Raw genomic sequence first — 22,313 nt, 5'->3', positions numbered from 1 at the left:
TATGGCAGATACTCAAGAAGTACATGATGCTCCTGAACAAAACGAACAAAATCAACAACCTAGCCAAAAAACAATTAAATTAATTATTAAACGTCAAGATACGGATCAATCAACACCTTATATGGAAGAATTTGAAATTCCATATAGAGAAAATCTTAACGTGATTGCATGTTTAATGGAAATTAGACGTAACCCAGTTAACAGTAAAGGTGAGAAAACAACACCTGTCATTTGGGATATGAACTGTTTAGAAGAAGTGTGTGGTGCCTGTTCTATGGTTATCAATGGTCAAGCAAGACAGTCTTGTTCTGCGATTGTTGACCAATTGGAACAACCAATTAAATTAGAGCCAATGAGCACGTTCCCAGTCATTCGTGATTTACAAGTTGATCGTACTAGAATGTTTGATAACTTGAAACGTATGAAAGCTTGGGTACCAATTGACGGTACGTATGATTTGGGACCAGGCCCTCGTATGCCAGAGAAAAAACGACAAACAGCATATGAATTATCTAAATGTATGACATGTGGTGTTTGTTTGGAAGTTTGCCCTAACGTTACTAAGAAAAATGACTTTGTTGGTGCGCAAGCAATTTCTCAAGTTAGATTGTTTAACTTGCATCCAACAGGATCAATGACTAAAGATGAACGACTTGAAGCACTAATGGGTGGTGGCGGTTTACAAGCATGTGGTAATTCACAAAACTGTGTAAATGCTTGTCCTAAAGGTATTCCTTTAACAACTTCTATCGCTGCTTTAAATAGAGAAACATCATTCCATATGTTCAAATCATTCTTTGGTTCAGATCACCAAGTACAATAAAAGCTCAAATTAAATAAATAGGACTTAGCATTTGTTTAGTACAAATGCTAGGTCTTTTTTTATAAAATAAAGTACGATAGGTTATATATTTTGTTTAGTAAAGGATACATACTAAAAATTATTAATAAATGACAGTGTTGTTAAATGATAATAAAAACAGGTCTATGCTACAATAAAGTAGAAGATGATAAGTAAGGATGTAATTGAATATGGAAAAACCAATTGGTGTAATTGATTCAGGTGTTGGCGGTCTAACAGTCGCAAAGGAAATTATGCGTCAACTACCAAATGAAACAATATATTATTTAGGCGACATTGAACGTTGTCCATACGGATCTAGAGAAGGATCTGAAGTAAGACAATTTACTACTGAATTAGCGCAAAAGCTAATGACCTTTGACATAAAAATGCTAGTCATTGCTTGCAATACTGCAACAGCCGTTGCACTCAACCATTTACAAAATATTTTACCGATTCCAGTGATAGGTGTCATTGAACCGGGCGCACGTACAGCGATTATGACAACAAAAAATAATGATGTTTTAATTTTAGGAACAGAAGGTACAATTAAATCAGAAGCATATAGACATCATATTAAGGCAATTAACCCGAACGTTGAAGTGACAGGTATAGCATGTCCAAGTTTCGCACCTATGGTAGAACAAATGCGTTATAAAGACCCAACCATTACTAGTATTATTATTCATCAAAATTTAAAACACTGGCGAAATAGCAATGCAGATACAGTTATTCTGGGTTGCACACACTATCCATTGCTTTACCAACCTATTAATGATTATTTTGGTGGAGAGAAGACAGTGATTTCTTCTGGGCTAGAAACTGCTCGTGAAGTCAGTGCTTTACTAACATTTAGTAATGAACATGCTGGTTATCAACGTCAACCTAAACATCGTTTTTTCGTGACTGGTGAAACAGAATATATAGAACGTATCATAACAGAATGGTTAAATATAAGTGCTACCGTTGAAAAAATAGACTTAAAAGAACAGGAGACATAACAATGGAAGATATTGTAATTGCATCGACGAACAAAGGTAAAATTAACGATTTTAAAGTTATATTTCCAGATTTTAATGTTATAGGTATAGCTGAAATTATAGAAGATTTCGATGTTGAAGAAACGGGAGATACATTTGAAGCAAATGCTAAATTGAAATCAGAAGCTGCTGCAAAAGTATTGAATAAACGCGTGATTGCTGACGATAGTGGACTTGAAGTATTTGCTTTAGGTGGAGAACCAGGCGTTTATTCTGCGCGTTATGCTGGTACCGATAAAGACGACGATGCCAATATCGATAAATTATTAACCCAGCTTGGTGGTGAAACAGACAGAAGCGCACAGTTTGTATGTGTGATTAGTATGAGTACGCCAGGTGAGGAAACTGTACAATTTAAAGGTAACGTACAAGGTGAGATTACATTGAGTAAAATAGGTGAACATGGCTTTGGCTATGACCCGATTTTTTACTTAGATGATAAAAACAAAACGATGGCACAGCTTTCTGCAGAAGAAAAAAGTGAAGTCAGTCATAGAGGTAAAGCAATAGAAAAATTACGACAATATTTAGAAGGTGATGAATCATGACAAAATGGATTATAGTTAGTGATAATCACACAGAGCAAGGTGTGCTGTTTGATGTTATAAATCATCACAGTCATATTGATGTTGCAATTCATTTAGGCGATTCAGAATTTGCATATGATGATAGTGAACTAAGTCATTTTTATAGAGTTAAAGGAAATACAGATTTTTATCCTGAATTTCCTAATGAAGAGACTATAGAAATAGATGGTATTAAAGCTTTTTATACGCATGGCCATCTTTATAATGTGAATCGTTCACGCATGCAACTTGCTGAACAGGCTAAATCATTAGGTTGTCAATTTGCTTTTTACGGTCATACACACGTGGCTAAACATGAAAATATCGCTGGCGTACACGTAATTAATCCAGGAAGTATATCACAATCGAGAAGCAATATTGAAGAAACGTATGCAGAATTAGTTATTGATGAACAAAGTAAGGAAGTAGTACTGAATTTTTACAATCGTGATCATAAGGTCATTGATAGTGAAACTTTTGAAATCTAATCGTTAAATACATACGATGGTTATGTTAATACGAAAATTTGCTTTCAATATGCAGAAGTAAGAAATCAAATATACACGTATTTGATTTCTTATAGTGCTGCTTTATGATAATCATTGATCAGTAAAAGCAAATGAGATAACTTAGTTTTTAATTAGAATTTTAAAATATATTTAGAAAAGATGATAAAAAGTCCATTAAAGTGAAAAATCATATTTATTTTTAGCGCTTGGAGTATTGCTTTATAGCACTAAGTTAGATATAATTATTTTTGTGTTCAAAAACAATATGTCCTGGTAGCTCAGCTGGATAGAGCAATGGCCTTCTAAGCCATCGGTCGGGGGTTCGAATCCCTCCCAGGACACTAATACGTGAAAATGTACGTAATTCTATTACCCTTTCACAACCGAGAACGTTGATATATCAGCGTTCTTTTTATTTTGTTCAAAAATATATAATCATACATTTTCAAATTTTTGGTCACGCAGTGGACACATATATAATAACGTGGTCACAAATGTGGACACATCTTAAAAATTAGCTAATGCACTGTCTAGCATACTATCTTCTTCAAGTTTTTGTTCTTCTAATAAATGACTATAGACACGCCATGTAATCTCTATATTTGCATGTCCTAAGCGTTTACTAACATATTGTATTGATAATCCTTCACTTAATAACATAGAAGCGTGTGTATGTCTTAACGCGTGCAAAGTATAATTACCTATCTTATTTTCTAACAAAAACTTTCTCAACGTTTTGGTAACTGCATTATTAGAAATTAATGTAGCACCAGTATTAAATATATAACCACCCATATTACGTGGTCTGTTGTCTAAAATATTTAATATATGTTTTAAATCATTTTTAGCAATCGCAATTGTACGTTCTGCATTTTCAGATTTCGTACCAGGCAAATGTATTTGTTGTTTGACTTGATCTATATCACTATATTTTAGATGTTGTATTTCTTTAAATCTTGCACCAGTTGCAATAAGCACATAAATGAATAGATAAGAAAGTTCGTAACTATCTGATACATAACTTTTCAATTTTTTATAATCTGTAAGATTCATAAATTTATCTTTTTCTGATTTTTCTTTTTTAACTCCATGTGGTTCTGCTTTGTAAGTAGGGTCTTTAGTTATCAATTTTTCATTTATAGCGTCTGCAAAGGCACCACTTAGACAGTTATGCAACTTCTTAACACTACCTTTAGCTCGTCCTTCTTTTCTAGGTGTTAAATACTTACCTTCTGCATATTCATTTAAAAATTCTCTATACTTTAATTGTGAGATTTTATTGATTGGTGTATTACCGAATTTTTCTTCAAACGCTCTACCGGATGCAAGATATCTATTCAAAGTAGTTTGTGAAACTTTGTTTTCTTTGTTTACTCGAACCCATTCATAATAGTAGCTAATAAATGAATTATCATCTGAAATATTATATCCATTTATAAGTTCGTTATATTTAGAATTACCAGCTATCGTTGCATCTTTTTTTGTTTTAAATGAACCTTTTCTATATCGTTTATTGTTATATCTGAAATCGTATTGCCATTTTCCACTACGTTTTGTTACATTCATAGTCGATTCCTCCTAAAAAAGGTAAAAAAATAATAAGGGTAGCGAACTACCCACAAATTTATTCATCGTAATTTAAACGTTTATTTTGTTGTGTATCTACATTTTGTTGCTTTTTAGGTTCGTCTATACTATATCCACCATGAACGCCTTGGTTATCAGTATATTCGTCTAAACCTTGCGCATATGTCTTATTGCTGCTTTGTCTATTATTGTTGACTGTACCGTCCTTATTACCACTAACTTGCGATTCGTCATGTAAAGTCGGTAAGTGATCAAATTCATCTTGTGACATGCCTGCTGGTGCTTGTTTCTTTTGGCCAGTAGTATTATTGTTTTGTGGTGGCGTCGATTGTTGGTTGCTTTGTGATGATGCTTGTAAGTTACTTTGATTTAAAGTATTTTTGTTATTTTGTTGATTACTTTGTGACTGTTTACTTCCAGTATTTACATTACTATTATTACTTTGTACTTGTTTGGTATCGTTTGTAGTGTTGTTTTCTGATTTACTATTTGCATTATTATCGCTTGTATTATCTTCATTTGTCTTAGTGGCTTCTTTACCATTACTATCTTTATATTCATTATTTGACTTTGAAGTTTTATCAGGAGTTTCACTATAATTTGATTCTTTATCGTCTTTACTAGATGAAGTAGCTTGTTTATTATCTTTTTCCTTACTATCTTCTTTGTTTCCACATGCACCCAATACTAAAAAACTTGCCAGCAACAAAAATACTACCTTTTTCATTCTACATTTCTCCTTTGTTTTATAATCTATTTTATACTATCAATTATTTGTTAAATAAAAGTAAACTTTTAATCAAATGATTGAAAATTATAAATAACTTTACCAATAACTTCTATTTCTCCTACACTTTCTAAATCAAAAGAATTTGTTTTAAATTCATCAGAATAACTAGCTGGATCTAAATGTAATTTAGTTTCTGTACGTCTAACACGTTTTACCGTATATTCTCCACCTAATCTTAAAACTAGAATATCATTACTATTTAATTTGTAATCTTGATTCATTCTGTAATCATGAACAATTATGTAAGACCCGTTAGTAAGCACTTTGTTCATGCTATCTCCATTAACTTGTAAAGCGATACATTCATTAGGATTACGTCCGTTATATACAGAAGAAGGTGTTTTAAGTGTTTCTTTATCAATTGCGACTTCCTCAAAATTACCAGCCGAAACTTTACCAAAATAAGGAATTTCTATTTCTGAATCGAATTCTGGCACTGTATATTCTTCTATATCTCCTAACAAGTAACTTTTCGAAACATTAAATAAGTTGGCTATTTTTTCAATCATACCCATTCTAGGTTCGTTTTTGCCGTTTTCCCACATTCTTATTGTTCCTTCGCTAACATCTAATTTTTTAGCCATTTCAACTTTGGTTAATCTATTGTTTAACCTAACTTCTTTTATGGTGTTTTTAAAAGCCATTATTTTTCACTTCCTTATATATAATGTTTTTCTATGACTTCATTATACTATGAAAAATCGTAATTGCAATACCTAAAATACGATATTTTAAAAATAAATTACGGATATTTTTAAAATAATTACGATTATTGCTTGCAATCGTATTATTAATTCGATATACTCTAGTTAGCGCTTGAAAGAAGGAGGTCTAAAAATGACAGTAAACGCAACGGGTCTTACTTTAAAAGAATGGAGATCCAGAAAAAACTACACACAACCAGAATTAGCAAAGAAAATAGGTATATCACCATCGACTTATAATATTTGGGAGAACAACCCAGAAATTATTAAACCTAAAGATGCTTTTAAAATAGCTGAATCTTTAGAAATCTCAATTGATGAGATTATTTTTTTAAAAGACAAATCGTATTTTAAATACGTTTTAGTCGAAGAAAAAGAACATCAAACGACTTAATAGGGAGATGAATTAATTGAACGAATTACAACTTAGCGAAAAAGTTATGAAGTCTTTTGATAAACGAGGAAAATTTGATTTCACTTTACACGAAAACATGTTTGCAACACTATTCCCGAACTTCGAGAGGCAAATAACTTTTGGAACAGGTAAAAACGGTTTAGAAAAATGGGCCACTAAAAAATTCACTGCAGATTTTTATGACCCTCAAAGGCAAATAGTTATCGAAATTGATGGGCTTAGTCATCAAACTAAAAGACAGAAAATTGTTGATAGAATGAAAGAAATTTTCTTTGCTGAAAAAGGAATTAAGGTTTATCGAATTACAAACGAAAAGGTAAAAGAATTATTCGAACAAGAGACTAATAAAGGTGTTGAGATTTTTAATGGAATATTCAATTGACGAATTTCAATACGATTCTTTACCGCAAAAATTATCAGAATCGATTATTGAAAAAGAAAATATTTTGAATGGTATAAAACACAGATACGCAAAAGAAGTAGGAAAAGTATTCTACGAAGCACAACAAGAGTTTAGCGATTATAACAATGGTGGTTTATTTGAAAAATGGTATTGCTCATTAGGTTTCAAAAAAAGAAATGTATATAACTACATTCAAATATACAACGAAGTGCAACAGTTGCACGGCGACCAATTAGAAACGTTTGAAGAGTTGCCGAAACGATTGCAATTAGAAGTTTCGAAACCGTCCCATATTCCAGAATTAAAAGAAAAAGTTTTGGAAGGTGATATTAAAACTCACAAAGAATACAAAGAGTTAGAACGCCAACTCAAACAACGTGACGAAGAAAAATCACAGCTCGAATCTCAACTTGAACAAGCACAACGTTCTGAATCAATTGCACGTAAGAAACTTGAAAACGCAGAAGATCAAGAACCGGAAGTGATTGAACGTTACATGGAACCGGAAGATTATCAAGAATTAAAAGAAAGTAACAAACAACTTCAGAATTATCTTAACGAAGTATCAGACCATAATAAGAAATTAAATACAGATATTCAGAAATTGAAACGTGAACGGTCTGAAACAGATGAAAAGTCAGCTAAATACGATGAGTTGAATAAAGCTATTAATAGCATGAACACAAAGCTTAATGAAGGACAACAAAGATTAAAAGCACAGAAAGAGATTTACGATTTAGTAAAAGGCAGTGAGAAAGTTATTCGAGAAGTAGCGCCATTATGTTACCTAGCTTTTTCGAAAGACATCATAGATAACGATTATGCGAGGGAACCAATAGAAAAAATTATTAAAGATTTGTCAGATATGGCAAATCGATTAAAAAAACAAATCAATCAAGGAGATGTTATAGATGTCTAATTTTAACAATAACGAAATAAACAAAAATAATGAGTTGGAACTTTTCAAAAGACAGATTGAACAAAGTAATAAGCAAGGTGAATTTATCGCAAAAGCCTTTGATGAAATCATCGAGATAAAAGGCTATGTAGAAAATTTAGCTGATGAAGCAAAATCAATTAACGCTAGAACAAATGATCGTTTGGAAGATTTAGAAAATACTAAAACATTATTAAATGGAGAAGCTAAAAAAATAAAATCTCAAGTTATGAGAAGAGCCTATCTTTTAGCAAATCACTATTTTAAAAATCCAGTGTCCGATGAATTATTTCATAAAAAACGTATTCATTTACAAACTGGTATTTATAAAAAAATCAACGAAAACTTTGATGCGATAACTTATACAACTATTAGGCACATCGATTTTGACGAAGCAATGAACTACATCAGTTCAATTGAATTAGTAGATTTACCGTTTAATTATTTGAAACTTACAGACAAACAAAAAGAAATAGCAGAAAAAAACAATGAAAAAGTAATCACTTTATTCTCGGTTGATAGTAGAGAAATTGGCTAGTTATTCACGTTGTAAATCAAAATCTAGGAGTGATTAAAATGACGCAAACACTACAAGTTACTGTTCCAATACCAGACACACATGTAATTGTTTCAAAAGTTGAGTATCAAGAACTTATTGATAACCAACCTATGAATATGACTTTAGAAGAAGTAGCGAAGTATTACAGAGTTACTAAGAAGTACATTGTTGAACACATAATTGATGACGATTACTTCAAAAGGAAAATCGAACCATTCAGTACATTTCTTACGCCTAATGGTGGTGGCAAGTATTTATTCAACAGAAAGCGAATGAAACAGTTTCTTGATGAATACGATGAAGAAATAAAAGCAAGAGTTAAAAAGAAAAATTAAAGGAGGGATAACATGAATAAAGCAATAGAAAAACGCATTCAAGAATTATCACTGATGACTAAAGGAAGTTATAAGGATATTAAAAAAGTTACTTCAATAGAATTTGTGAGAACGCCATTTGAGAAAACTAAGCATAATTACTTTATTTTCATCGATAACTTAAAGAGTAATGCATTAAATCATATGCTCAATCAATTTTTATTATGTAAGGAGGGATAATATGAAACACATTTTAGCGTGGTCAACAGCAATACTATTCACAATGATTTTCGCACTTATCACATTCGACTTTCATTACAGTTTAGTAATTAGCGTTTTAAGTTTCATAGGTAGTTACGCATTTTGGAATAGCTATTACGCACAAAAAAAGACCGCTAAGCGCGCCAACGCTTAACAGTCGAGTATTTAACAAAAATTAACACCTTAAATATACACAATCTTAGGGGGATTAGTCAATGAGTAACATTTTTCAATTATCAAGCGATTACTTAACGGTGTTGAATATGATTACGCAAGAACATGAAGAATTAGATCAATCATATATCGATACACTAGAAAGTATAGATGAAGCATTAGAAGTAAAAGCAGACAATTATATCAAAGTAATTAAATCACTAGAGAATGATAACGAAGCAATAGACGAAGAAATTAAACGTCTAAGACAACGTAAGACAACATATGATGCACACATTAAACGTATGAAGGAATCACTTCAAAACATGATGGAAGAAACTGGTAAAACTAAATTTAAAACTGCATTAAACAGTTACAACATTCAGAACAATCCACCTAGTTTAAACGTGTTAGATGAAAAATTAATACCTACAGATTACTGGGTATCACAATCACCTAAATTAAACAGAAAAGAAGCATTAGCTGAATTAAAAGAAGGCAAAGAAATTCCTGGTGTAGAGGTTAAGCAAACTAGAAGTTTGAGGGTGAGATAAATGAGTGAAGAACAGGACATTTTAACTCAATTAGGTGTGAAAGATATTAGTCAACAAAACGCAAATAAGTATTACAAGTTTGCTATTTACGGAAAATTCGGAACAGGTAAAACGACATTCTTAACTAAAGATAATAATGCACTTGTATTAGATATTAACGAAGATGGAACAACGGTTACAGAAGATGGCGCAGTTGTTGAAGTGAAGAATTACAAACATCTTTCTTATGTTATTAAAATGCTGCCTAAAGCATTAGAACAACTTAGAAATAATGGTAAGCAAATAGACGTAGTTGTAATTGAAACTATTCAAAAATTAAGAGATATAACGATGGATGATGTAATGGCTGGTAAGACACGTAAAGCAACATTCAATGATTGGGGAGAATGTGCTACAAGGATCGTTAGTATGTATCGCTACATTTCCAAGTTACAAGAACATTATCAATTTCATTTAGCAATAAGTGGTCATGAGGGCATCAATAAAGACAAAGATGACGAAGGTGGAACAATCAATCCTACAATCACAATTGAGGCACAAGAACAGATTAAAAAAGCAGTTGTTAGCCAATCTGATGTATTAGCAAGAATGACTATAGAAGAAACGGAACAAGAGGGGCAAAAGCGTTATGACTATGTATTAAACGCAGAGCCATCAAGTTTATTTGAAACCAAAATCAGACACTCACCAAGTGTGACAATCAGTGACAAAAGATTTATTAACCCAAGCATTAACGATGTAGTGGAAGCAATCAGAAACGGAAACTAAAAAAATAAAAGGACGGTATATAAATTATGAATATTTCAGGTAAAGCACAACACATTAAAGAAACTAATCAAGAGGCATTCTTAAAAGGTGGCGACTTCCTAGGCGCTGGAGAATTCACAGTAAAAGTTAAAGATGTTGAATTTAATGATAGTCAAAACAGATACTTCACAGTTGTATTTGAAAATAGCGAAGGCAAGCAATATAAACACAATCAGTTTGTACCACCATTCCAACAAGACTTCCAAGAAAAACAGTATGTAGAATTTTTAAGTAGATTAGGAATCAAATTGAATTTACCAGATTTATCATTCAACACAGATGAGTTGATTAACAAAATGGGAACAATCGTTTTAAAACACAAACTAAACGAAGATCAAGGTAAATACTTTGTACGCCTATCTTTTGTGAAAGTATGGAACAAAGGTGATGAAGTAGTAAATAAACCAGTTGCTAAAACTGATGAAATGAAACGTGAAGAACAATTAGCAAATGGAAATGGACAACAAAAAGAATCACTAAGTGATCAAAGTAATCCATTCGCTAACGCTAACGGACCAATTGATATAGATGACTCGACGTTACCGTTCTAATTTAGGAGTGGTTAAATGCAACAAATTACAAGATACCAACTGGATAACGACGGTACATATTCCGTCGTTGCCACTGGTGTTGAATTAGAAAATAGTCACACAGAATTGATAGACAATGGTTACAAAATAAATGCTGATGTAACTGTTCCAGATAATAAATTAATTTCTACTGATCAACGTAAGAAGATATTCGCGATGTGTAGAGATATTGAGTTGTATTGGGGCGAGCCAGTAGAAGCGTTGCGTCAAAGATTTCAAAGTGAATTAGAAATTATGAATGGTTATGAACGAATTAGTTTACGGGATTGTACAAGAAAAATAGCAAGTGAATTAATAGAACTTATCATAGCGTTTATGTTCCATCATCAAGTACCAATGAGAGTAGAAACAAGCAAGCTGTTACAAGGAGATAAAGCAATGTTGTATTGGGCTACAGTGAATCGTAACTGCGTAATATGTGGCGCTTCGAATAGTGACCTAGCACATTACGAAACAGTAGGACGCGGCATGAATCGTAGGACGATGAATCATTACGGTAAACATGTACTTGCACTTTGTAGACGCCATCACAACGAACAGCACAATATAGGCGTTAAATCATTTGATGAAAAATACCACTTACACAACAGTTGGATTTCAGTAGATGACAAACTTAACAGTATGTTACGAGGTGAGAAACAATGATAGCAAAAACAATTAGGAATAAAGACCGAATAGGTATTGCATACAGAATTATGAAAATTAGAACAGAACGCAATTTTGACCAAAGTGAGTTTGCGGAAATTATGGGTGTTACGAGAATAACAGTTTGCCGTTGGGAAAATAGAGTTTTAATCCCACACATGAAGAAGATTAAATTGATGGCATTCATATTCAAGTTAAAACCCGAATGGATATTGTACGGAGAAGGTGAGAAGCATGAAAGTTAACACTAACAAACGTGAAATAGGTAAACGAATTAAAATTCTGAGGTACGAAAGGCATATGACATTAGAAGAATTTGGCGAATTATTCAAAGCGCATAAATCGATAATTTCTAAATGGGAGAAGGGTTTAACTTCACCAAGTGTGTCGAGATGTCATTTGATAACAAAAGAATGTGATGTAAATATGAATTGGCTTTTATATGGAGAAGGTGAAAGACATGGGCGAAGTCCAATGGATAAAACTTAAAGTAGGGATGTTCGACGATAGCAAAATCAAGTACATTGAAGCACTACCCGAAAGAGATACGATCATAACAATTTGGGTTAAGTTGCTAACTTTAGCTGGTAAGTATAACGAACAAGGTTACATTATGTTATCGGAAAATTTACCTTACAACGCAGAAATGTTAGCAAATGAATTTAACAGACCCCTTAATTCAGTGAGGTTGGCAATACAAACATTCCAGAAATTAGGGATGATTGAAGATGTAGGCGCGTTGAGAATTACTAACTGGGAGAAACATCAAAACGTCGAAGGGCTTGAAAAAATAAGACAACAAACACGCGAAAGAGTGCGTAAACACAGGGAACAAAACAAATTAAACGAAAGTAACGTTACAGTAACGCAAGGTAACGCAACAGAAGAAGAACTAGAACTAGATAAAGAATTAGAACTAGATAAAGAAGTAAGTACATTGTCGGGAAACCCGACTACACATCAACCACATTATCAATCAATCATTAACTATCTTAACGAAAAAACAGGCAAGCACTATAAACATACTACTAATAAAACACAAACTGTTATCAAGGCTAGATGGAATGAAGGTTTTGCAGAAGATGATTTTAGAAAAGTCATAGATAACAAAGTAGCTGAATGGAAAGGTACAGATATGGAAAAGTTCCTTAGACCAGAAACGCTATTCGGTAACAAGTTTGAGGGTTACCTCAACCAACAAGTAAGCAATAAGGGATCAGACGACAACCCTTACGCAAATCTATTTTAGGGAGTGAGTAAATGAATCCCTTTGAGAATATAGCAAGTAAAGTTGGATTTAAAAATAATATTACTAAAGAAGAATATGGATTGAAATGTGATAAGTGTGGACGTACTTATGACTATTACGAATTTGATAACGGTCAAGTAGTTAAAGATGGTTGTGACTGCGAAATGATAGAACTTGCTAAACAGCGTAAGGCAGAGTTTGAGAAACGTAATAAATCTGTAAAAGCTAACAGTATATTTAAGAAATCAATTATTAATGATGATCTATCGCAATGTACTTTTGATAATTACAAAGCTACTAATGAAGAATTAGCAAGAGCTAAAGCATTATGCGAGAGATACGCAGAAAACTTCAATTTAGATAACAAGCAATCATTGCTATTGCAAGGTTCATTTGGTACTGGTAAATCACACTTATCAATGTCTGTAGTAAAAGCAGTTAGGGATAAAGGTTATTCAGTATTGTACATGAATGTACCACAACTTATTTCAACTATAAAAGGTACCTATAACAAGAACACCAATCTTACTGAACAAGAATTGAATCACATTATAAGCGAAGTAGACTTAATGGTGTTTGATGATTTCGGTATAAACATGAATGAGTTTGCGACAGGTAAGATGTTCGAGCTTATTGAATCGAGAGTAGGTAAGCACAACATATATACAACTAACCTAAATGCACAAGAATTAAGTAAAAATAAAGACGCACAGCGTATCTTTAGCCGAATGATGTCTAACACAACATTAATTAAAATGGATGGCGAAGATTACAGAATGAGAGGTATCAAATTTTGATTACCAAACAATTTATTAAACAAAACCTTGAGTGTTCAGATGTATATGCTCAGAAACTCATAGACTATGCTCAGGGCGACGATAAAGTGTTGTATGACCTATTTATCCAAAAGTTAAATCAACGCCGAAATACACCGGCTATACGTGAGGTTAAGTAAATGATAAATAAAAAATATTTCTTATATAGAGACAACGATGAAAAAGTTATATCAGTTGTTCCACTAGAAAACGGATTGAACGAAGTAGGCAATATCACTGGTGCTTACTTCGGTGGTCCAACTAAAGAAATGACAGACCATGAATTGATGCATTTTAAATCAGTACACAATTTATATTACGAGCAAGAGCTAGGCAGTCAGTTGAATATATTTGATCTATAGGAGTGAGGACATGGAAACAATCGAGTTAAAAGTAGATGTACCTATGTCATCACCTAGACCACGATTCAGGAACGCGGGTAAGTTTGTACAAACCTATATGCCAAAAAAATATACAGACCATAAGCGAAGCCTTAGATGGCAAATGCCAATGTCAATGATAGATGAGCCAATTAAATTAACAATCGAATTTTATTTCCCATTACTAAAGTCGTGGAGTAAGAAAAAACACATTGCAATGGTAGGGCAATATAAACGAACTAAACCAGATATAGATAACTTAATAAAAACAGTATTAGATGCAGCAAATGGACACTTGTGGAATGACGATAATCAAATTGTAGAAATCAGAAGTTTCAAAAAATATGCAGAAGAACCAAAAATCATAATGCACATAGAAATAGAAGGTGATTCCAATGGAACAAACAATCACACTACAAATCAAAGTGGAAGTTGAACAGGAAGTAACGGTACCTGTGGCAGACAATTACGATTTGGAAGAAATAAGCAACAGTGAAGCTGATAAGTTATATAAAAAGTATGTAAATAATCCAGAACAATTAGGGTTTGAAGATATTAAATTCAGAAAAGTATCAGACGTACAAGTTAAGGATTATTAGGAGGACGAGAAGGATGGAAAACGTATGGAAAAGAGTCGCAGAACATTATTTAACAGAAGAAAAATTTAAAGAAATAAACGAAGAAATAAACGAAAATTATCACGATGTAGTAATTAAATTCAATATGACGAATTTATTAGGCGTTGGAGAAAGCGAAGGTGGTGTATTTTTATCGTTTGAAACCGACATTAGCAATGCCTTTGACGTTGCTTATAGAAATCATGAGAAAAACATTGGAAAAGATACTGGAAGTTTGATTTTGGATTTTGATAACAAACTAAGCATTGACAGTGTTATTAAGGCATTAGAAATCCTAAAACAAGGTTTTGATGATAAGGAGGGCAAATAATATGCCAACAAGAATGGAAAAGGTTAAAGATGATAAAGGTAATTTGAGTTACGTAATGCTTGATGGAACAGATGAAATACTAATAGATGTGGACGATTACAAAGAGGCTAAAAGTATGAAGTTAACTGATACTGTAATCAGATATCAAGCTAGAAAAGGTAAACGTCAATTTAAAAATTACATTAGAAAATATGAACAACGTCAAGGTGTGGACAGACTCACTGCAGAGGATAGAGAACGTGCTGAACGTAGACGAGATAAGTTAGATGCTAAACAACGCAAAGAACAAGAACGTTTAGAGATGATTGAGAAACATAGAGTGAGTAGCAAGTGGTTTAAGCATTTATGTGAAAACAACATATTTCCGAAAGTGGTGAAGTAGATGAAGATTAGAGAATTAGATCCTAACAAAGTACAATACATTATTGTACATGACTTAGGTAAAAGTGAATATAGCTATGGTATGAGAGTGATAGGTAAAGTGATTGAATTACGTTACAACTTCGACAAAGAGATTGAGAGTGCAATTATAGAATCTATACCTGAGCATCAATATGAAATTACAGAAGATAACAATTTTGAACTATGGAAAGATTACATTGCTAATAAGACTGAACGTGTTAAGAGGTGAACAGTATGGGGCAGAAACAACTTTATGAATACGTGATATACAAGGGTGATGAAATTATATGTGCTGGCACACGTAAAGAATGTGCCGAGAAGCTAGAGGTTAGTGAACAGACAGTTGGTTTCTTATCTTCTGGTGTAAATAAGAGACGTGCAGCGAATAGTAACAGACCGAATAGCATTAGGTTAATAGCAGAGAAAGTATTGATATCTGAGATAGAGAAAGAGCTAGCGATATGATCCTATCAGATACTATAAAAGTTAAATATAAATTAAATACATGTGGGCTACAGACACATGAAATTGCAAAGTTACTACGTGATAAAGGTGTTAAAGGATTCGTAATATCTTCGAATGATAGAAATGTAATCGTAGCAGTACCACGTGAGGATATAAAACGGAACAGGAAGATAATGGAGGATTTGCGCATATGAAACAATTCACAGTTTGGCTAGTAGTCGTAATCATACTGACAATCGTGCTATTGATAATGTGGACAACTATGTAAGGGAGTGGTGAGGGTGAAGAAGAAATTTACAATTGAAGTTGAAATGGAAGAAAGATGGATTGATTGTTTTATGTCGATGTTAAATAAAATGGAACATCTCGGTAATTTAGGAGCTTCCAGAGATGTTTCTATCTACTCAGATGGTGATGGAGATTTTCGACCTAAATTTAAAGCAGATGTAGATTGGGAAAAAGTAGAATCTGATATAGAAGATAACCATTATGATGCGGGGTGGTATGAACGTATTTTAAATCAATAAGGAGTGATGGCGAGTGAGAATAGATGCCAAAATCGATAGAGTAACAATGTCTGAAAATGAATATGGGCAAGTAATGAATGAACTCAACCAATACAAAAAAGCGTATCAACACTGTGTAGATGATTTAATCGTCTTGCGTGCAAATAATAAACGTTTGGAACGAGAGAACGCAGAACAACTCGCATTACTGAAACAGTTTAGAAAGCTCATAGATTATAAATTATCACTGCATCAAGGCAGTTTGATGTATAGAGAATATCGAAGTAAGTTAGATCAATTGGGGGTTAAGTAGATGGCGTATGAATATGAAGATAAACTACTTGATTATGCTAGTGGTAGCAAAACATATGAAGAATATAAAGCAATGACGCAAGAATTACAAGAAGTCTATCGCAAAGCTAAGGCTTTTGATAAAGTGTTGGAGTTACATTCTCAACATATAGATAAATCAAGTATATATGGAAATGATTTACCGTTATCTGCAAATAGATATGAATACTATGACGATGGATTATTCGCTTATGAAATGTATACATTGATCAAAACTTATTTGGAGGATGAGTAGATGAACCAAACAATAGCAAATGAAAATGTAAGAGATTTCTTATCAATGGCTAAACGACTTACTCCATATTTAACTAATTCATAATTTGAAACGGTGTTAAGGGTATATGATATTGCATTAAATAGATTAGAAGGTGAGGACAAACAAAAATGACTAAACTACAAATCAAACTACTAAGCGACAACGCAACTAAACCTAAACGAGCAGATGATGAATCGGCTGGTTACGATATATATGCAGCAGAAACAGTGATACTTGAACCACAACAGAAAGCATTAATTGCAACTGATTTAGCAGTAAATATTCCTAAAGGATATGTGGGATTACTAACAAGTAGAAGTGGTGTGAGTAGTAAGACACATCTTGTAGTTGAAACAGGAAAGATTGACGCAGGGTTTCAAGGTCATATGAAGATTAATGTTAAGAATGATGAACAACAAACAAATGAGATAGGGCTACATTTTAACGGTATAGATGGTAAGCCTTTAGAAACTACAAATAATCATGTTTTCTTGAGAACATACAAAATCAACAAAGGCGACCGATTAGCACAGTTAGTTATCGTACCTATATGGACACCAGAGTTAATACCAGTGGAGGAATTTGAAAGTGAGACAGCAAGAGGACAAAATGGTTTCGGTTCAAGTGGAACAAGATAAAGACATACTACAAAAAGTTAAGGAAGTGTTGAGGAAATGACACAGTATTTAATTAGAACACTAACCGATTCAACCGGCACACCTTTCACTCATGTAACTAAAGCACGTGAGAATGAAACGTTCACTGTGGTTGAGGCAGAGAGTAAGGAAGAGGCGAAAGAAAAGGTAACCGGTGGCAAATCACGATTGTTCGATGTTAAGGAGATAGTCCTTATGTCAATACTACCTATTTGGTTATTTGCAGGATTTATAATATTTATCTTTAAATTTTTATTATAAGAAAGGACAGTGAGTGATGAGAATTTATACAGATGAAGATAAGTTAGATTTAAATTTCGAACAAGACATTATCATTAGCGACCAGATAAATATTAACAACAATAAAAATATAGAAAATAAAATAACGTATATTCGAAACGTTGCTATGCTTCAAGTGAAAATAAGAAAGTGGTACCTAAGAAACATCAAGCATAATATACATGCTACTTATTTATTAATAAAACTATTCTGGGGGCAACCTAAATGAGAATACTTAAAACACTACTGATCATAGCATTATATGAATTAAGCAAATACGTTACGAATGAAATCATTATTAAACTACAAGCAAACGATGATATAGATCAGCCGAAGGATTATGAGGAGGACAAGTAATGATTAATATACTTATTGTATCTATACCGTTGTTGGGATTAGCTTATATAAGCTATAAAGGAAAACGACAAGAAGATGATAAAAGAAATTGCTTTGAAGATGAGGGGGTATAAGCGTGAGTAAAACAGGCTACGATATTAAACCAGGAACATTTAAGTATGTTGAATCTGAAATATATAACCTAAATAAAACCAAGCAAGATATTAAAAAATTACGCATGGAGATACTCAATCCAATGAGTACACAAGATGATAATATTGTATACGGTCCGCTACAAAAAGGTGAGCCTACACGTACTACAGAAGTAATGGCAACTAAGTTAATGACTAACAAAGTGTTAAGAAATTCAGAAGAAATGGTGCAAGCCATTGAATATGTATATAGTAATATGGAACCGACATACAAAGAAGTGATACGAAAGAAGTATTGGGATAATAGCACAAAGCATATGAAGTTAGAAATATTAGGTGATGAATGTAATATGCACCGTAATACAGTATCTAACATTCGTAAAAAATTTGTAAGAGCAGTAGCACTACATGTGGGATTAAAGTGAAGGTTGTGCGTTGATTGTGCAAACGACCTACAAAACGGTGTTAATATAGTAATGTAAACAAATGTAGTTTACGCATGAAATTTCTCCTTTGGCCTATCCGGTAGCACACTGGGTAGGTTTTTTATGTAGGAAAATAAATTAAACGAGCATATCGTGAAAGTGGTGATATATGAGATGGCTAGAAAAGGTTTATATGAAAAATTAGATATTAAAAGTAAGTTGACGTTAGTTGAAGGTTGGAAACGTGATGGATTAACTGATGAACAAATTGCCAAAAATTTAGGTGTATCTAAAGACACTTTGATTAAGTGGAAAAATGAAAAGCCCGAATTTTTCGAGTCCATAAAAAAGGGTAAAGAAGTTTCTGATTATGAATTGGAAAATGCGTTGCATAAACGAGCAACTGGCTATTACTATACAGAAGAAACAGCATTACCTAATGGCAAGGTTGTAACTACTACGAAATATGAACATGCGAATCCAACATCATTAATTTTTGCACTTAAAAACAGATTGCCTAAAAAATATCGTGATAAGGTCGAACAAGAAATCACTCAACGTAATTACGATATCGTGATTGGGGATTATGATGATGAGTCCGAAAATTAGGTTTGATAAACCACAAAAGGTATTCAACAAAAATATATACAACGTACTATTGAATTACGATAATTTCACTGAAGTTCATTATGGTGGTGGTTCAAGTGGTAAATCACATGGTGTTATTCAAAAGGTAGTATTAAAAGCTATGCAAACATGGAAACATCCCAGACGTATATTATGGTTAAGGAAAGTACAATCTACAATTAAAGATAGTTTGTTTGAAGATGTGAAAAGTTGTTTGATTGATTTTAAATTGTGGGATGACTGCCAATGGAACAGGACTGATAACAAAGTAGTGTTACCGAATGGATCTACATTCTTGTTTAAAGGGTTAGATAACCCAGAAAAGATAAAGTCTATAAAAGGTATATCAGACGTTGTTATGGAAGAAGCGTCTGAATTCACAATGAATGACTACACACAATTAACACTGCGTTTGCGTGAACGTAAACATGATAAAAAGCAAATATATTTAATGTTTAACCCAGTGAGCAAACTCAATTGGGTTTATAAGTATTTCTTTGAACATGGGGAAGAAATGGAAAATGTGTTGATACGTCAGTCAAACTATAGGGATAATAAGTTTTTAGATGACATTACTCGTGAGAACTTAGAACTACTAGCAAAACGTAATCCAGCATATTATAAGATATATGCGTTAGGTCAATTTGCTACGTTAGATAAATTGGTATTTCCTAAGTACGAAAAAAGGTTACTTAACGTAAGTGAGTTAAGACATTTGCCTTCATACTTTGCTTTGGACTTTGGTTACATCAATGATCCAAGTGCTTTTATTCATGTGAAGATAGATAAAGACAAAAAGAAACTATATATCGTCGAAGAATATGTTAAAACTGGGATGTTAAATGATGAGATAGCGAAAGTTATTAAACAACTCGGTTATAGCAAAGAAGAAGTGACTGCCGATAGTGCTGAACAAAAGAGTATAGCCGAAATTAGAAAGTTGGGTATTGAAAGAATTGTACCTACTAAAAAAGGTAAAGGCTCAATTGTTCAAGGTTTACAGTTTTTACAACAGTTTGAAATCACTATTGACGAGCGTTGTTTTAAGACGATTGAAGAATTCGATAACTATACATGGAAAAAAGATAAAGACACCGAAGAATACACCAATGAACCAGTAGACACATATAATCACTGTATTGACGCCCTACGTTATTCTGTAGAGCGTTTTTATAATAGACAAAATACACAGAAGAAACGTACAGGTAATAGCATTAAAAATATTAAAGCAATGGGATTATAAGGAGGGTGCAAATGGCACAGGTTAATAACTTTGAAAAAGATATAGAATATCGTGCGCATCGGAATGCAATATATCGTAGGGATGCAACAGAATTATATAGTTATGAAGGAACAAGTGAAGATTTAATTGATGATAAGGCACAAATAAGTAAATTCATTCGTCATCATATAGAAGCACAAGCACCTAGACTGAATATGTTGAATGACTATTATGAAGGTTTGAACTTTAACATTATGCGTAATCAACGACGTTTAGAAAAGCATTTAGCTGATAATAGAGCATCCCATGACTTTGCGTCATATATTGCTGATTTCATTAATGGTTACTTTTTAGGTCATGCGATACAAGTACAAGCAGATAAAGATAATGCGCAAAAGACATTGGATCAATTGCATGATATAAACGATATAGATACACATAATAGATCTATTGGATTGGATTTATCAATATATGGGCGTGCATTTGAATATGTACTTCGTAGTGAAGATGATGAAGTAAGAATATATAAGAGTGATGCGCGTAATACATTCGTTGTTTATGATAATACAATTGAACAAAACAGTTTGATTGCAGTTAGGTATTGGGAAGCTGCTCGAAACAAAGATGATGTACAAGGTGAAAACATTATATATAACATAGATGTTATTACGCCAAACGCGACACATTTCTATAAAGGTTCTGTTGTTACCAATTTTGAATTATCAGAACGTAAACCAAGCGAGCCACATTCATTCAATCGTGTAACAATTACCGAATTTATGAATAATGAAAAACGTCGTGGTGACTTTGAAAAAGTTATTCCACTAATCGATTTATATGATAATGTTCAATCTGATACAGCTAACTATATGAATGATTTAAACGACGCAATGCTTTTAATTAAAGGTAATGTGGATCTAGGTGATGAAAATTTAGTTAAGTTACAAAAAGAAGCCAACATCTTCCACTTAATCCCACCAGAATATCAAAAAGATGATATGAGCGTAAACGAAGGTAATGTAGATGCAGAATATATTTATAAACAATATGATGTATCTGGCGTTGAATCATATAAAAATAGAATTAACGACAATATACACATGTTCACAAACACACCAGACATGACTGATGAAAATTTCAGTGGTACAACTTCGGGTGAAGCAATGAAATATAAATTGTTCGGATTAGAACAAAGGGCAGCAATTAAAGAAGGGCTGTTCAGAAAAGGTTTAAGACGTCGTTATAAGCTGGTAAGTGAAATCATGGGTATTAACAGGGAAATTAATGCAGATGACCTTAAAGGTCTTGTATTTACATTCACACGCAATCTTCCTAAGTCAATCAAAGAAGATATGGAAATGTATTTAAGTGCAGGTGGTAAGTTAAGCCAATCAACACTTATGACATTAGTATCGTTTATTGATAATCCACAACAAGAGTTAGATAAGATTCAAGATGAAGAAGATAAGGAAATAGAGCAATCCGATAAGCGTATGTACAACGAACAATTTACACAAAATCAACAGTCAGAGGGTATAGATGACAACCAAGAACAGAAAGAAGGTTGAT

At 32.9% G+C, this 22,313-nt stretch carries 42 protein-coding genes and 1 tRNA gene; 40 read left to right on the top strand and 3 right to left on the bottom strand.

What is annotated here, in order from left to right; all coding sequences use genetic code 11:
- Position 1: 1 nt before the first annotated feature.
- The 5 genes from sdhB (at position 2) to M1D64_RS08795 (ending at position 3,297) form a co-directional block, all read left to right on the top strand.
- Entirely contained in the window at positions 2-823 is an 822-nt protein-coding gene (sdhB, locus tag M1D64_RS08815) for a succinate dehydrogenase iron-sulfur subunit (protein ID WP_002483630.1), read from the top strand.
- 209 nt (positions 824-1,032) lie between these two features.
- Entirely contained in the window at positions 1,033-1,842 is an 810-nt protein-coding gene (racE, locus tag M1D64_RS08810) for a glutamate racemase (protein WP_041080350.1), read from the top strand.
- 2 nt (positions 1,843-1,844) lie between these two features.
- Positions 1,845-2,429 carry an XTP/dITP diphosphatase gene (locus tag M1D64_RS08805; protein WP_002483628.1) on the top strand — a complete coding sequence of 195 codons (585 nt, stop codon included), beginning with the start codon at positions 1,845-1,847 and terminating at the stop codon, positions 2,427-2,429.
- On the top strand, positions 2,426-2,935 hold the full coding sequence (locus M1D64_RS08800) for a YfcE family phosphodiesterase (protein WP_002483627.1): 510 nt from the start codon (positions 2,426-2,428) through the stop codon (positions 2,933-2,935). Before M1D64_RS08805 ends, M1D64_RS08800 begins: the two co-directional genes overlap by 4 nt.
- Positions 2,936-3,223: 288 nt before the next feature.
- Positions 3,224-3,297: transfer RNA gene (locus M1D64_RS08795), tRNA-Arg, on the top strand.
- Between the two features lie 166 nt (positions 3,298-3,463).
- Here M1D64_RS08795 and M1D64_RS08790 read toward each other — a convergent pair.
- From M1D64_RS08790 to M1D64_RS08780, 3 genes are all read right to left on the bottom strand, one after another.
- Positions 3,464-4,522 (bottom strand): tyrosine-type recombinase/integrase, encoded by a 1,059-nt coding sequence (locus M1D64_RS08790; protein WP_129334796.1) that lies wholly within the window; start codon positions 4,520-4,522, stop codon positions 3,464-3,466.
- Between the two features lie 58 nt (positions 4,523-4,580).
- The gene (locus M1D64_RS08785) at positions 4,581-5,270 is read right to left on the bottom strand and encodes a hypothetical protein (protein WP_145461637.1); all 690 of its coding nucleotides are present in this window, start codon (positions 5,268-5,270) and stop codon (positions 4,581-4,583) included.
- 68 nt (positions 5,271-5,338) lie between these two features.
- A complete protein-coding gene (locus tag M1D64_RS08780; RefSeq protein WP_069796351.1) occupies positions 5,339-5,977 on the bottom strand; it encodes an XRE family transcriptional regulator in 639 nt (212 codons plus the stop codon).
- 193 nt (positions 5,978-6,170) lie between these two features.
- Here M1D64_RS08780 and M1D64_RS08775 point away from each other — a divergent pair, with 193 nt between their 5' ends.
- From M1D64_RS08775 to M1D64_RS08605, 35 genes are all read left to right on the top strand, one after another.
- Entirely contained in the window at positions 6,171-6,431 is a 261-nt protein-coding gene (locus M1D64_RS08775; protein WP_069796350.1) for a helix-turn-helix transcriptional regulator, read from the top strand.
- Positions 6,432-6,447: 16 nt separating this feature from the next.
- Positions 6,448-6,834, top strand: coding sequence for a DUF559 domain-containing protein (locus M1D64_RS08770; protein WP_069796349.1), 387 nt, complete (start codon positions 6,448-6,450; stop codon positions 6,832-6,834).
- Entirely contained in the window at positions 6,818-7,774 is a 957-nt protein-coding gene (locus tag M1D64_RS08765) for a hypothetical protein (protein ID WP_069796348.1), read from the top strand. The genes M1D64_RS08770 and M1D64_RS08765 overlap by 17 nt, the downstream gene beginning before the upstream one ends.
- Positions 7,767-8,330 carry an ORF6C domain-containing protein gene (locus tag M1D64_RS08760; protein ID WP_069796347.1) on the top strand — a complete coding sequence of 188 codons (564 nt, stop codon included), beginning with the start codon at positions 7,767-7,769 and terminating at the stop codon, positions 8,328-8,330. Before M1D64_RS08765 ends, M1D64_RS08760 begins: the two co-directional genes overlap by 8 nt.
- Positions 8,331-8,368: 38 nt before the next feature.
- Positions 8,369-8,686, top strand: coding sequence for a DUF771 domain-containing protein (locus tag M1D64_RS08755; protein WP_069796346.1), 318 nt, complete (start codon positions 8,369-8,371; stop codon positions 8,684-8,686).
- A 12-nt stretch (positions 8,687-8,698) separates the two neighbouring features.
- A complete protein-coding gene (locus tag M1D64_RS08750; RefSeq protein WP_480977469.1) occupies positions 8,699-8,905 on the top strand; it encodes a hypothetical protein in 207 nt (68 codons plus the stop codon).
- 1 nt (position 8,906) lies between these two features.
- On the top strand, positions 8,907-9,080 hold the full coding sequence (locus tag M1D64_RS08745) for a hypothetical protein (protein ID WP_186311647.1): 174 nt from the start codon (positions 8,907-8,909) through the stop codon (positions 9,078-9,080).
- Positions 9,081-9,141: 61 nt separating this feature from the next.
- Positions 9,142-9,633, top strand: coding sequence for a siphovirus Gp157 family protein (locus M1D64_RS08740; protein WP_480977468.1), 492 nt, complete (start codon positions 9,142-9,144; stop codon positions 9,631-9,633).
- Positions 9,634-10,401, top strand: coding sequence for an ATP-binding protein (locus tag M1D64_RS08735; protein ID WP_129334803.1), 768 nt, complete (start codon positions 9,634-9,636; stop codon positions 10,399-10,401). It begins immediately after the preceding gene.
- A 26-nt stretch (positions 10,402-10,427) separates the two neighbouring features.
- On the top strand, positions 10,428-10,991 hold the full coding sequence (locus M1D64_RS08730) for a single-stranded DNA-binding protein (protein WP_480977467.1): 564 nt from the start codon (positions 10,428-10,430) through the stop codon (positions 10,989-10,991).
- 15 nt (positions 10,992-11,006) lie between these two features.
- Entirely contained in the window at positions 11,007-11,675 is a 669-nt protein-coding gene (locus M1D64_RS08725) for a putative HNHc nuclease (protein WP_480977466.1), read from the top strand.
- Positions 11,672-11,920 (top strand): helix-turn-helix transcriptional regulator, encoded by a 249-nt coding sequence (locus M1D64_RS08720; protein WP_480977465.1) that lies wholly within the window; start codon positions 11,672-11,674, stop codon positions 11,918-11,920. Before M1D64_RS08725 ends, M1D64_RS08720 begins: the two co-directional genes overlap by 4 nt.
- Positions 11,910-12,164 carry a helix-turn-helix domain-containing protein gene (locus M1D64_RS08715; protein WP_480977464.1) on the top strand — a complete coding sequence of 85 codons (255 nt, stop codon included), beginning with the start codon at positions 11,910-11,912 and terminating at the stop codon, positions 12,162-12,164. Before M1D64_RS08720 ends, M1D64_RS08715 begins: the two co-directional genes overlap by 11 nt.
- Complete coding sequence (locus tag M1D64_RS08710) at positions 12,136-12,924, top strand: phage replisome organizer N-terminal domain-containing protein (protein WP_480977568.1); 789 nt, start codon at positions 12,136-12,138, stop codon at positions 12,922-12,924. Before M1D64_RS08715 ends, M1D64_RS08710 begins: the two co-directional genes overlap by 29 nt.
- 11 nt (positions 12,925-12,935) lie before the next feature.
- Entirely contained in the window at positions 12,936-13,721 is a 786-nt protein-coding gene (locus M1D64_RS08705; protein WP_480977463.1) for an ATP-binding protein, read from the top strand.
- On the top strand, positions 13,718-13,879 hold the full coding sequence (locus tag M1D64_RS08700; RefSeq protein WP_256107960.1) for a hypothetical protein: 162 nt from the start codon (positions 13,718-13,720) through the stop codon (positions 13,877-13,879). Before M1D64_RS08705 ends, M1D64_RS08700 begins: the two co-directional genes overlap by 4 nt.
- On the top strand, positions 13,880-14,101 hold the full coding sequence (locus tag M1D64_RS08695; RefSeq protein ID WP_480977462.1) for a DUF3269 family protein: 222 nt from the start codon (positions 13,880-13,882) through the stop codon (positions 14,099-14,101).
- Positions 14,102-14,111: 10 nt separating this feature from the next.
- Positions 14,112-14,555 (top strand): RusA family crossover junction endodeoxyribonuclease, encoded by a 444-nt coding sequence (locus M1D64_RS08690; protein ID WP_480977461.1) that lies wholly within the window; start codon positions 14,112-14,114, stop codon positions 14,553-14,555.
- Positions 14,515-14,718: a hypothetical protein gene (locus M1D64_RS08685; RefSeq protein WP_480977460.1), complete on the top strand. Its 204-nt coding sequence runs from the start codon at positions 14,515-14,517 to the stop codon at positions 14,716-14,718. The genes M1D64_RS08690 and M1D64_RS08685 overlap by 41 nt, the downstream gene beginning before the upstream one ends.
- 13 nt (positions 14,719-14,731) lie before the next feature.
- On the top strand, positions 14,732-15,067 hold the full coding sequence (locus tag M1D64_RS08680) for a hypothetical protein (RefSeq protein WP_145461742.1): 336 nt from the start codon (positions 14,732-14,734) through the stop codon (positions 15,065-15,067).
- A 1-nt stretch (position 15,068) separates the two neighbouring features.
- A complete protein-coding gene (locus M1D64_RS08675) occupies positions 15,069-15,449 on the top strand; it encodes a hypothetical protein (protein WP_480977459.1) in 381 nt (126 codons plus the stop codon).
- The gene (locus tag M1D64_RS08670) at positions 15,450-15,698 is read left to right on the top strand and encodes a lipocalin/fatty acid-binding family protein (protein WP_197911063.1); all 249 of its coding nucleotides are present in this window, start codon (positions 15,450-15,452) and stop codon (positions 15,696-15,698) included.
- Between the two features lie 5 nt (positions 15,699-15,703).
- Positions 15,704-15,934: a hypothetical protein gene (locus tag M1D64_RS08665; RefSeq protein WP_056935517.1), complete on the top strand. Its 231-nt coding sequence runs from the start codon at positions 15,704-15,706 to the stop codon at positions 15,932-15,934.
- On the top strand, positions 15,931-16,128 hold the full coding sequence (locus tag M1D64_RS08660) for a hypothetical protein (protein WP_069820672.1): 198 nt from the start codon (positions 15,931-15,933) through the stop codon (positions 16,126-16,128). The genes M1D64_RS08665 and M1D64_RS08660 overlap by 4 nt, the downstream gene beginning before the upstream one ends.
- Before the next feature lie 87 nt (positions 16,129-16,215).
- Entirely contained in the window at positions 16,216-16,461 is a 246-nt protein-coding gene (locus M1D64_RS08655; protein ID WP_480977458.1) for a hypothetical protein, read from the top strand.
- A 13-nt stretch (positions 16,462-16,474) separates the two neighbouring features.
- On the top strand, positions 16,475-16,753 hold the full coding sequence (locus M1D64_RS08650; protein ID WP_480977457.1) for a hypothetical protein: 279 nt from the start codon (positions 16,475-16,477) through the stop codon (positions 16,751-16,753).
- Positions 16,754-17,026: a hypothetical protein gene (locus tag M1D64_RS08645; RefSeq protein WP_480977456.1), complete on the top strand. Its 273-nt coding sequence runs from the start codon at positions 16,754-16,756 to the stop codon at positions 17,024-17,026.
- A gap of 149 nt (positions 17,027-17,175) precedes the next feature.
- The gene (locus M1D64_RS08640) at positions 17,176-17,685 is read left to right on the top strand and encodes a dUTP diphosphatase (protein WP_480977455.1); all 510 of its coding nucleotides are present in this window, start codon (positions 17,176-17,178) and stop codon (positions 17,683-17,685) included.
- 36 nt (positions 17,686-17,721) lie between these two features.
- Positions 17,722-17,964 (top strand): DUF1381 domain-containing protein, encoded by a 243-nt coding sequence (locus M1D64_RS08635; RefSeq protein ID WP_103301473.1) that lies wholly within the window; start codon positions 17,722-17,724, stop codon positions 17,962-17,964.
- 16 nt (positions 17,965-17,980) lie between these two features.
- On the top strand, positions 17,981-18,211 hold the full coding sequence (locus M1D64_RS08630) for a hypothetical protein (RefSeq protein WP_480977454.1): 231 nt from the start codon (positions 17,981-17,983) through the stop codon (positions 18,209-18,211).
- Entirely contained in the window at positions 18,208-18,339 is a 132-nt protein-coding gene (rinB, locus tag M1D64_RS08625) for a transcriptional activator RinB (protein WP_458390380.1), read from the top strand. Before M1D64_RS08630 ends, rinB begins: the two co-directional genes overlap by 4 nt.
- Positions 18,340-18,454: 115 nt before the next feature.
- Positions 18,455-18,895, top strand: coding sequence for a transcriptional regulator (locus M1D64_RS08620; RefSeq protein ID WP_129334821.1), 441 nt, complete (start codon positions 18,455-18,457; stop codon positions 18,893-18,895).
- Positions 18,896-19,069: 174 nt separating this feature from the next.
- Entirely contained in the window at positions 19,070-19,504 is a 435-nt protein-coding gene (locus tag M1D64_RS08615; RefSeq protein WP_129334822.1) for a helix-turn-helix domain-containing protein, read from the top strand.
- Positions 19,485-20,765 (top strand): PBSX family phage terminase large subunit, encoded by a 1,281-nt coding sequence (locus M1D64_RS08610; RefSeq protein WP_419744335.1) that lies wholly within the window; start codon positions 19,485-19,487, stop codon positions 20,763-20,765. The genes M1D64_RS08615 and M1D64_RS08610 overlap by 20 nt, the downstream gene beginning before the upstream one ends.
- An 11-nt stretch (positions 20,766-20,776) precedes the next feature.
- A complete protein-coding gene (locus M1D64_RS08605) occupies positions 20,777-22,312 on the top strand; it encodes a phage portal protein (RefSeq protein ID WP_480977453.1) in 1,536 nt (511 codons plus the stop codon).
- Position 22,313: the final 1 nt, after the last annotated feature.

Source organism: Staphylococcus sp. Z5-21 (assembly GCF_056529615.1).
This window is presented reverse-complemented; position numbering and strand designations above follow the sequence as displayed.

Bases quoted from the DNA above. Each gene is read 5' to 3' on its own strand.
- sdhB (WP_002483630.1), top strand. From the start codon at position 2: ATGGCAGATACTCAAGAAGTACATGATGCTCCTGAACAAAACGAACAA.
- racE (WP_041080350.1), top strand. From the start codon at position 1,033: ATGGAAAAACCAATTGGTGTAATTGATTCAGGTGTTGGCGGTCTAACA.
- M1D64_RS08805 (WP_002483628.1), top strand. From the start codon at position 1,845: ATGGAAGATATTGTAATTGCATCGACGAACAAAGGTAAAATTAACGAT.
- M1D64_RS08800 (WP_002483627.1), top strand. From the start codon at position 2,426: ATGACAAAATGGATTATAGTTAGTGATAATCACACAGAGCAAGGTGTG.
- M1D64_RS08790 (WP_129334796.1), bottom strand. From the start codon at position 4,522: ATGAATGTAACAAAACGTAGTGGAAAATGGCAATACGATTTCAGATAT.
- M1D64_RS08785 (WP_145461637.1), bottom strand. From the start codon at position 5,270: ATGAAAAAGGTAGTATTTTTGTTGCTGGCAAGTTTTTTAGTATTGGGT.
- M1D64_RS08780 (WP_069796351.1), bottom strand. From the start codon at position 5,977: ATGGCTTTTAAAAACACCATAAAAGAAGTTAGGTTAAACAATAGATTA.
- M1D64_RS08775 (WP_069796350.1), top strand. From the start codon at position 6,171: ATGACAGTAAACGCAACGGGTCTTACTTTAAAAGAATGGAGATCCAGA.
- M1D64_RS08765 (WP_069796348.1), top strand. From the start codon at position 6,818: ATGGAATATTCAATTGACGAATTTCAATACGATTCTTTACCGCAAAAA.
- M1D64_RS08760 (WP_069796347.1), top strand. From the start codon at position 7,767: ATGTCTAATTTTAACAATAACGAAATAAACAAAAATAATGAGTTGGAA.
- M1D64_RS08755 (WP_069796346.1), top strand. From the start codon at position 8,369: ATGACGCAAACACTACAAGTTACTGTTCCAATACCAGACACACATGTA.
- M1D64_RS08750 (WP_480977469.1), top strand. From the start codon at position 8,699: ATGAATAAAGCAATAGAAAAACGCATTCAAGAATTATCACTGATGACT.
- M1D64_RS08745 (WP_186311647.1), top strand. From the start codon at position 8,907: ATGAAACACATTTTAGCGTGGTCAACAGCAATACTATTCACAATGATT.
- M1D64_RS08740 (WP_480977468.1), top strand. From the start codon at position 9,142: ATGAGTAACATTTTTCAATTATCAAGCGATTACTTAACGGTGTTGAAT.
- M1D64_RS08735 (WP_129334803.1), top strand. From the start codon at position 9,634: ATGAGTGAAGAACAGGACATTTTAACTCAATTAGGTGTGAAAGATATT.
- M1D64_RS08730 (WP_480977467.1), top strand. From the start codon at position 10,428: ATGAATATTTCAGGTAAAGCACAACACATTAAAGAAACTAATCAAGAG.
- M1D64_RS08725 (WP_480977466.1), top strand. From the start codon at position 11,007: ATGCAACAAATTACAAGATACCAACTGGATAACGACGGTACATATTCC.
- M1D64_RS08720 (WP_480977465.1), top strand. From the start codon at position 11,672: ATGATAGCAAAAACAATTAGGAATAAAGACCGAATAGGTATTGCATAC.
- M1D64_RS08715 (WP_480977464.1), top strand. From the start codon at position 11,910: ATGAAAGTTAACACTAACAAACGTGAAATAGGTAAACGAATTAAAATT.
- M1D64_RS08710 (WP_480977568.1), top strand. From the start codon at position 12,136: ATGGGCGAAGTCCAATGGATAAAACTTAAAGTAGGGATGTTCGACGAT.
- M1D64_RS08705 (WP_480977463.1), top strand. From the start codon at position 12,936: ATGAATCCCTTTGAGAATATAGCAAGTAAAGTTGGATTTAAAAATAAT.
- M1D64_RS08695 (WP_480977462.1), top strand. From the start codon at position 13,880: ATGATAAATAAAAAATATTTCTTATATAGAGACAACGATGAAAAAGTT.
- M1D64_RS08690 (WP_480977461.1), top strand. From the start codon at position 14,112: ATGGAAACAATCGAGTTAAAAGTAGATGTACCTATGTCATCACCTAGA.
- M1D64_RS08685 (WP_480977460.1), top strand. From the start codon at position 14,515: ATGGAACAAACAATCACACTACAAATCAAAGTGGAAGTTGAACAGGAA.
- M1D64_RS08680 (WP_145461742.1), top strand. From the start codon at position 14,732: ATGGAAAACGTATGGAAAAGAGTCGCAGAACATTATTTAACAGAAGAA.
- M1D64_RS08675 (WP_480977459.1), top strand. From the start codon at position 15,069: ATGCCAACAAGAATGGAAAAGGTTAAAGATGATAAAGGTAATTTGAGT.
- M1D64_RS08670 (WP_197911063.1), top strand. From the start codon at position 15,450: ATGAAGATTAGAGAATTAGATCCTAACAAAGTACAATACATTATTGTA.
- M1D64_RS08665 (WP_056935517.1), top strand. From the start codon at position 15,704: ATGGGGCAGAAACAACTTTATGAATACGTGATATACAAGGGTGATGAA.
- M1D64_RS08660 (WP_069820672.1), top strand. From the start codon at position 15,931: ATGATCCTATCAGATACTATAAAAGTTAAATATAAATTAAATACATGT.
- M1D64_RS08645 (WP_480977456.1), top strand. From the start codon at position 16,754: ATGGCGTATGAATATGAAGATAAACTACTTGATTATGCTAGTGGTAGC.
- M1D64_RS08640 (WP_480977455.1), top strand. From the start codon at position 17,176: ATGACTAAACTACAAATCAAACTACTAAGCGACAACGCAACTAAACCT.
- M1D64_RS08635 (WP_103301473.1), top strand. From the start codon at position 17,722: ATGACACAGTATTTAATTAGAACACTAACCGATTCAACCGGCACACCT.
- M1D64_RS08630 (WP_480977454.1), top strand. From the start codon at position 17,981: ATGAGAATTTATACAGATGAAGATAAGTTAGATTTAAATTTCGAACAA.
- rinB (WP_458390380.1), top strand. From the start codon at position 18,208: ATGAGAATACTTAAAACACTACTGATCATAGCATTATATGAATTAAGC.
- M1D64_RS08615 (WP_129334822.1), top strand. From the start codon at position 19,070: ATGGCTAGAAAAGGTTTATATGAAAAATTAGATATTAAAAGTAAGTTG.
- M1D64_RS08610 (WP_419744335.1), top strand. From the start codon at position 19,485: ATGATGAGTCCGAAAATTAGGTTTGATAAACCACAAAAGGTATTCAAC.
- M1D64_RS08605 (WP_480977453.1), top strand. From the start codon at position 20,777: ATGGCACAGGTTAATAACTTTGAAAAAGATATAGAATATCGTGCGCAT.